This window comes from Vibrio sp. YT-16 (assembly GCF_033337405.1).
Taxonomy (GTDB): Bacteria; Pseudomonadota; Gammaproteobacteria; order Enterobacterales; family Vibrionaceae; genus Vibrio; species Vibrio alginolyticus.
Window position 1 is genome coordinate 222,124 of record NZ_JAWOQQ010000006.1, and the last position, 7,823, is coordinate 229,946.

Annotated in this window: 6 protein-coding genes; 2 read left to right on the plus strand and 4 right to left on the minus strand. The window is 43.7% G+C overall.

Annotated elements, in window-relative coordinates; genetic code table 11:
- Positions 1–762 (minus strand): DeoR/GlpR family DNA-binding transcription regulator, encoded by a 762-nt coding sequence (locus R7F07_RS13135; protein WP_054574260.1) that lies wholly within the window; start codon positions 760–762, stop codon positions 1–3.
- A gap of 433 nt (positions 763–1,195) precedes the next feature.
- Between R7F07_RS13135 and pykF the strand changes: the two genes are divergently transcribed.
- Complete coding sequence (gene pykF, locus R7F07_RS13140) at positions 1,196–2,608, plus strand: pyruvate kinase PykF (protein WP_005392243.1); 1,413 nt, start codon at positions 1,196–1,198, stop codon at positions 2,606–2,608.
- A gap of 160 nt (positions 2,609–2,768) precedes the next feature.
- Positions 2,769–3,455, plus strand: a complete 687-nt coding sequence (locus R7F07_RS13145) for a GntR family transcriptional regulator (protein WP_080659233.1) — start codon at positions 2,769–2,771, stop codon at positions 3,453–3,455.
- A gap of 54 nt (positions 3,456–3,509) precedes the next feature.
- On the opposite strand, the gene R7F07_RS13150 is transcribed toward R7F07_RS13145, so the two are convergent.
- From R7F07_RS13150 to R7F07_RS13160, 3 genes are all read right to left on the minus strand, one after another.
- Positions 3,510–5,390 (minus strand): GGDEF domain-containing protein, encoded by a 1,881-nt coding sequence (locus R7F07_RS13150; protein WP_054574259.1) that lies wholly within the window; start codon positions 5,388–5,390, stop codon positions 3,510–3,512.
- A 110-nt stretch (positions 5,391–5,500) separates the two neighbouring features.
- On the minus strand, positions 5,501–5,995 hold the full coding sequence (gene ilvN / locus R7F07_RS13155; RefSeq protein WP_005379697.1) for an acetolactate synthase small subunit: 495 nt from the start codon (positions 5,993–5,995) through the stop codon (positions 5,501–5,503).
- A 1-nt stretch (position 5,996) separates the two neighbouring features.
- Positions 5,997–7,721, minus strand: coding sequence for an acetolactate synthase 3 large subunit (locus tag R7F07_RS13160; protein WP_054574258.1), 1,725 nt, complete (start codon positions 7,719–7,721; stop codon positions 5,997–5,999).
- Positions 7,722–7,823 lie beyond the last annotated feature (102 nt).

The following is a 7,823-nucleotide window of genomic DNA, read 5'->3' on the forward strand; positions in this document are numbered from 1 at the left end:
TTAGGCGCAAATGACTTTCACGCCATGTTGTTCAATCTGTACTTTATGCTCTGCTTCGATATCTGCATCGGTCACCAACACATCAACTTGATGCCAAGCGAGCTCTAAGTTTGGGATCTTACGGCCGATTTTTTCGGACTCGATCATTACGATCACTTCACGTGACGCTTCTGCCATTACCTTACTTAAGCCAACCAATTCATTAAATGTCGTGGTTCCACGCTCGAGATCGATGCCATCCGCACCGATGAATAGTTGGTCAAAGTCGTAAGCTCGTAATACAGATTCGGCTACTTTGCCTTGAAAGGACTCTGAGTGCGTATCCCAAGTACCGCCAGTCATCAGCAGTGTCGGTTCGCTCTCTAATTCATTTAGGGCGTTAGCAACATGCAACGAGTTGGTCATGACCACTAAGCCACGTTTATCATTCAACTGTTGAATCAGCGCGGCAGTCGTGCTGCCACTGTCGATCACGATGCGATTATGATCGCGAATCAATGATGCTGCTGCTTTTGCTAAGCTTAACTTTCGAGTCGAAACATTAGCGCCCAATTCTTCGTGAATGACTTCCTTTGGGATAGCAATCGCACCGCCATAGCGGCGTAGAAGTTGGCCGTTTTTCTCTAAAGAAGCTAAATCCTTTCTAATCGTGACCTCTGAGGTTTCGAATTTCTGAGCAAGTTCATCAACGCTGACTTCTCCTAGTTCAGAAACCAAGTTAGAAATGGCGTGTCTTCTTAATTGAGTATTTCGTTTCGACATTTAAGTTTTGATTTTAAGTTTCGATGTGAAACTTATTATAGTCAAACCGAAACTTTTAAGTCCATTTATTTCGATCCAAAAAATTAATATTTCTCGATAAAACCTTGTCCTAAGACAATTCTTAAACAGTGATATTGGATTCATTCAGTGGTAGAATTCGCCACCGAAAAGAAAAAAAATTACAGAATTGAAGGCTATTTTTTTGCAACTTTCTGCATATAAAGTGGGATTAGTCACAAAAAGGTAACCAAAATCGCCGATCTTTTAGTCATAAAATGACTAAACTTGGTGAAAGACTTTCAGAATCTGAAGTTCTAATAATGAGACGAAAAATCGGTGGGTGACAGGTACTAAATGTCATCAAAAACGTCCTGACTTCAGAGTAAATAACCGACTTTCAAATTGTAACTATACTTACCGGAGAGTATCTTCCATGAAAAAGACCAAAATCGTATGTACGATTGGCCCTAAAACAGAATCTGTAGAGAAGCTAACTGAACTAGTTAACGCAGGCATGAACGTAATGCGCCTTAACTTCTCTCACGGTGACTACGAAGAACACGGCACTCGTATCGCGAACTTCCGTAAAGTAATGGAAGCTACTGGCAAACCACTAGCAATTCTTCTAGATACTAAAGGTCCAGAAATCCGCACTATCAAGCTAGAAGGCGGTAACGATGTTGATCTAGTAGCAGGTCAAGAATTCACTTTCACAACTGACACTTCAGTTGTAGGTAACAAAGATAAAGTTGCAGTAACTTACGCTGGTTTCGCAGCAGACCTAAACGTAGGTAACACTATCCTAGTAGACGACGGTCTAATCGAGATGGAAGTTATCTCTAAGACGGAAACTGAAGTTAAATGTAAAGTTCTTAACAACGGTGCACTGGGCGAAAACAAAGGTGTTAACCTTCCTGGCGTTTCTGTAAACCTACCTGCACTATCTGAAAAAGATAAGAACGACCTTAAATTTGGTTGTGAGCAAGGCGTTGACTTCGTAGCAGCTTCTTTCATCCGTAAAGCGTCTGACGTTCAAGAAATCCGTGAAGTACTTGCTGCAAACGGCGGCGAGAACATCCACATCATCTCTAAGATCGAAAACCAAGAAGGTGTTGATAACTTCGACGAGATCCTAGAGCTTTCTGACGGCATCATGGTTGCACGTGGTGACCTAGGTGTTGAAATCCCAGCTGAAGAAGTAATCTTCGCTCAGAAAATGATGATCGAGAAGTGTAACCGTGCACGTAAGATGGTTATCACTGCAACTCAAATGCTTGATTCTATGATCAACAACCCACGTCCTACACGTGCGGAAGCAGGCGACGTTGCTAACGCGGTAATGGACGGTACTGACGCAGTAATGCTTTCTGGTGAAACGGCGAAAGGTAAATACCCTGTTGAAGCGGTAACTATCATGGCTCAAATCGCGAACCGTACTGACTCAGCGCTAAAAGCTGAACTAGGTTCTCGTCTAGACAGCCCACGTCTTCGCATCACTGAAGCAGTATGTAAAGGCGCTGTAGACACAGCAGAGAAACTAGCAGCTCCACTTATCGTTGTTGCAACTGAAGGCGGTAAGTCTGCACGTTCAGTACGTAAGTACTTCCCAACTGCAAACATCCTAGCGCTAACAACTAACAAGAAAACTGCTGCACAGCTAGTTCTAACTAAAGGTGTTACTCCAGTAGTTGTTGATTCAATCGAAAGCACTGACGCATTCTACGTAGCGGGTAAAGAACTTGCTCTAGAATCAGGTCTAGGTAACAAAGGCGATATCGTTGTTATGGTTTCTGGCGCTCTAGTTGCTTCAGGTACAACAAACACAGCTTCTGTACACGTACTATAAGACTGAACTTTTAACACTTCAGTTTCTTGAGAAGGAGGGCTTATGCCCTCCTTTTTTATATGGCTTTCTTGCTCTCATAATAGGCTAATTGTATTATTCACCTCTATCAGAATTTCGTACTGTTTAATTTTATCGTCACGATTAAAGTTTCTTCTATGAGGTGTATGTGTCTAGTCCCACTCTTACCGACAAAGTATTAAGAATGATCCGTCAGGATATTCTCGATGGCGAGCTTAAACCAGGTCAAAAACTCGTGGTTGCCGAACTCAAAGAGAAGTACAACGTAGGAGCGTCACCCATTCGAGAAGCATTGGTGCAATTATCTTGGAGCAAATACGTCAAACTCGAGCCGCAAAAAGGCTGCTGGGTTGCACCTGTATGTAAAGATGAGTTACATGACTTGTACGAAAGCCTGCAAATGGTCTCCGCATGCTTACTCAGTAAGGCAATTATGATTGGCGATGAAAAATGGGAACTGGATGTACTAACTGCTTATCACAAGTTATCCCGAGTAAAACCTGGCGAAAGCTTTTGCTGGAGGGAATGGGAAGAGCGCCAAAATCAGTTTCTTACTGCGCTGTTTGAAGGTGCTGGCTCTGTCAATATGTTTGGGTTTTTCCGCGATCTACTCACGCAAATTAAACGCTACCAATACTTCGCGATGCAGATTTTAGGCACAGGGAACCCTGGGCACTGTAATCTCGATGAGCAAGAAATACTGATGAAGGCATCGCTAGACAAAAAGAGTCAGGATGCTTTAGGTTATCTAGAGCGTTATTTGAGACAGTCAATACAGTGTATCGAAGCCGCCATCGACAACCAATGTCGCATACTGGCTAGCGAATAACGTTGAGACTAAAAAGCGGGGGTCTATCCCCGTTTTTTCGTTTTTGTAAAAGCACTAAGCAATATCATCATAACTATGACATAGCGATACGCAGTTACGCCCTGCACTTTTTGACTCATACAAAGCAATATCAGCACATTTATACGTTCTTGTACGATCAGAGGTTAAATCACTATATCCAGCACTGACAGTAATGCCTCTACCACTACGCATTTGAACCGCGACACGTAGCCTGTTCAATACAATTTCAGCCTCTTCTAGTGTTGTATGCGGCATAATCACTGCAAATTCCTCACCACCGACACGAGATACAAAGTCTGTGCTGCGGACTTCTTCTAGGAGGGTTTCTGCGACACTACAAATCACCTTGTCTCCTTCGTCGTGGCCAAGCTCGTCATTAATACGTTTAAAGTGGTCAATATCAAACAACGCCAAACAAGCAGGAGGGCTATCAGGATAGCGTTCAATAATCCCCGCATATTGCGCCAATTGCTCTTCAAATTTTCGGCGGTTCCACAACCCCGTCAAGCCATCTTTTTCGCTTAGGTTTCGTAATTTTTCTTCTAACTCTTTTTGCCCAGAGATATCCACCAGCGACGTAATGTAATAACTCACTTTACCTGATTTGGTTAAATTCGCCTGAATACGCATTATTGCAGTAAAGACTTGATTAAACTTAGTTCGACAACGAATCTCCCCTTCCCATACGTGTTCACTCTTCAGTGTTTTCCAGATACTCAGGTTTGCTTCGAGATCTTCAGGTAAGAGAATTAAATGATGTGCACTCCAACCTTGGGCATGCTTGGTTGAGTAACCCATCATGTTTTCAAACTCTTGATTAACCATGATGATTCTATGTGAAGCATCCGAGATCATCACCGCAGTCATACCATCAAGAGCAGCTCGAGCCAACTTCGATTCCATACTATGACGCCGATAATGCAGAGCAAGGGCTGCCGTCGGCAAAGTGAAGCCGAGCACCAAACTTAGAACAAAAAACGCTTCTTGGATTAAGTCATCAATATCCCTCTGAGCTCGGGATAATAACTGCTCATTGGTAAGATCAATAACCAGATGAAGAGGTTCGCTAGAAACAAACTGGATGGTGCGATACGCGACCAAATTCGAACCATTGTAAGCATAGCCCGAATCTTTTGAATTTAAACTACGCCAAATGTTTGGGTACATCCGGCCAAAATTAAATTGAGAGCGAGCGGGAATTATATGGCCATACAAACGAGCTGATTTAGGGCTATCAATGTAAAATCCGTCACTCTTAATCAGCTCAATATGGAAATCAAGCACTGACGAATAGTTGAGTCGAGAGGATAAATAGTCAATATCAACATTAAGCACAAGATACCCTTCGCGCTTTCCGTTAAGCGAAATAGGCATCAAAATACGCAGTGACGGGCTATAGGGATAGACTAACTCGCCATACTCTCGTTCTAAACCTATCCCCCACGAAGCGATTTCGCCATCGTCTAAGTTCTTAGCGAATTGAAAGTAATCTCGCTCTGACTTATTTTGCAATTTGATCGCGGGCAACGCAGCGCCTGTTTCAATCTCATAATTAATCCTAACTTTTTCTCGACCAGAAACATCAAGAAAGCGAATTTGCTTATACAACTTTTGATTGATTGCGACCGAGATCCACATGTCTTCTAAGATGGAACGGTTCACCCGGTTAGGTTGGCGCAGATATTCATACAGACTTTGGCTGTGACCAAGTAGGTCACTGATCGTTTCGATTTGATCCTGAATATTGCTGTATTCACGGCCAGTATAGGCCAATTGATGTAACGCTTCTTGAGCGGTGTTCTCAACATTGTTTTCTAACAACGTCAGATATTTCTGATAGTAGTAAGCGGCAGTGAGTGCACTAAAAAATAGTGCTGTCGCCAATAAGGTGCCGACTCGCTTAGGTACTTTCACACGTCTAATGCCTATCATGCTTACTAAAACGACAATTATATCATTAATTGTTATTTTCTAAACAAAAAAGCCACTTAGATTAAGTGGCTTTTCTATATGCAATCAGAGAGTTAAGGTTTGAGAGCTCGCTCTCCTCGCGCAATGCCAACGACACCACTACGAGCAACTTCGACAACTTCGGTCACTTCGGATATCGCTTGAATGAAGGCATCTAGCTTTTCACTCGTACCCGCAAGTTGTACGGTGTATTGTGAAGCCGTGACATCCACGATCTGGCCACGAAAGATGTCTGCCGTCCGCTTCACTTCTGCTCGCGCAAAACCACTGGCTTTCACTTTCACCATCATCAGTTCACGCTCAATGTGCTCATACTCGGTGACTTCTTGCACTTTCAGCACATCGATCAATTTGTGTAACTGCTTCTGAATTTGTTCCAACTGCATCTCATCAGATGTCGTGGTAATGTTCATTCGCGACAGGGTTTCATCATCAGTCGGTGATACCGTCAAAGATTCAATGTTGTAACCACGTTGAGAGAACAAACCAACAACACGAGACAACGCACCCGGTTGGTTTTCCAATAGCAATGAAATAATGTGTCTCATATTAAGTTCTCTCCGTTTTGCTTAGCCACATTTTATCCATACCCTCACCTTTGATTTGCATCGGGTATACGTGTTCGGTTTCGTCTACGTTGATGTCCACAAACACCAGACGATCTTTCATATCCAACGCTTTTTGTAGCCCTTCTTCGAGCTGATCAGGCGTTTCGATACGAATACCGACGTGACCATAAGCTTCTGCAATCGCTGCAAAGTCAGGAACAGAACTCATGTAAGAATTAGAGTGACGTCCTTGATAAATAATGTCTTGCCACTGTTTTACCATGCCTAAGAATCGGTTGTTCAGGTTGATGATCTTCACTGGAATGTCGTATTGCATGGCTGTCGACAATTCTTGAATATTCATCTGAATACTGCCGTCACCAGTCACAACCACGACCTCTTCTTGTGGCATGGCAAACTTCACGCCCATGCCAGCCGGAAGACCAAATCCCATGGTGCCAAGACCACCAGAGTTTATCCAACGGCGCGGCTTATTGAATGGGTAGTACAGCGCCGCAAACATCTGATGCTGGCCCACATCAGACGCCACATATGCGTCGCCATTAGTTAGCTTGTGCAGCGTTTCAATTACTTGCTGTGGCTTGATTCGTTCTGGAGACGTTTCATAAGACAAGCAGTTGCGGTCACGCCATACTTGAATGTCATCCCACCATGCGGTGATAGCATCTTGATCATTTCCACTACCTTGCTCTGCAAGCAGCCCGAGCATGGTTGTCAGCACTTTTTCCGCAGAACCTACGATCGGCAAATCCACTTTCACGTTTTTCGAGATCGATGACGGATCGATATCAATATGCATCACTTTTGCGTTTGGGCAGTACTTTTCAAGGTTGTTGGTTGTACGGTCATCAAAACGCACACCGATACCAAAAATAAGATCCGCTTCATGCATTGCCATATTAGCTTCGTAAGTGCCGTGCATACCCAACATGCCCAGTGAGTTTTTATGTGTACCCGGGAATGCCCCCAAGCCCATCAAAGTACTCACAACGGGTAGGTTCAGTTTGTCGGAAAGCTCTAAAATATGTTCATGGGCGCCAGAAATCACCGCACCACCACCGATATAAAGCACTGGTTTTTTCGCTTCTAATAGCGATTTAAGCGCTTTTTTAATCTGGCCTTTATGGCCCGAAGTTGTCGGCTTGTAAGAGCGCATAGAAAGCATTTCTGGATATTGATAAGGCAGTTTGATTTGCGGGTTCATTACATCTTTTGGCAAATCAATCACAACTGGACCAGGTCGACCTGTAGTCGCGATATAAAACGCTTTTTTGATTGTTTCAGGAATATCTTCCGCTTTTTTTACTAAAAAGCTGTGTTTGACCACTGGGCGGGAGACACCGACGATGTCACACTCTTGGAAAGCATCATTACCAATTAGGCTATTCGGTACGTTACCCGAGATAACGATCATTGGGATAGAGTCCATATACGCTGTTGCAATACCCGTAATGGTATTGGTCGCGCCCGGCCCCGAGCACACAAGTACGACACCCGGTTTACCGGTAGCTCGAGCGTAACCATCTGCCATATGAGTGGCGGCTTGCTCATGCCTTACAAGTACGTGTTTGATTTGATCGGTTTTAGCATGCAGTGCATCGTAGATATCCAAAACAGAGCCACCTGGGTAGCCAAAGATCTGCTCTACGTGCTCTTCTATCAGAGATTGAACCACCATCTCTGCGCCTGACAACATTGCTGTCATAATTGTTCTCCTTAGCCAGTTTCCTCACCGTAAGGTCAACGGATTGGTCTGGTTTTACATAGTCTAGGTCTTATTCGTAGCCTAATCGAAATACTTCCACGT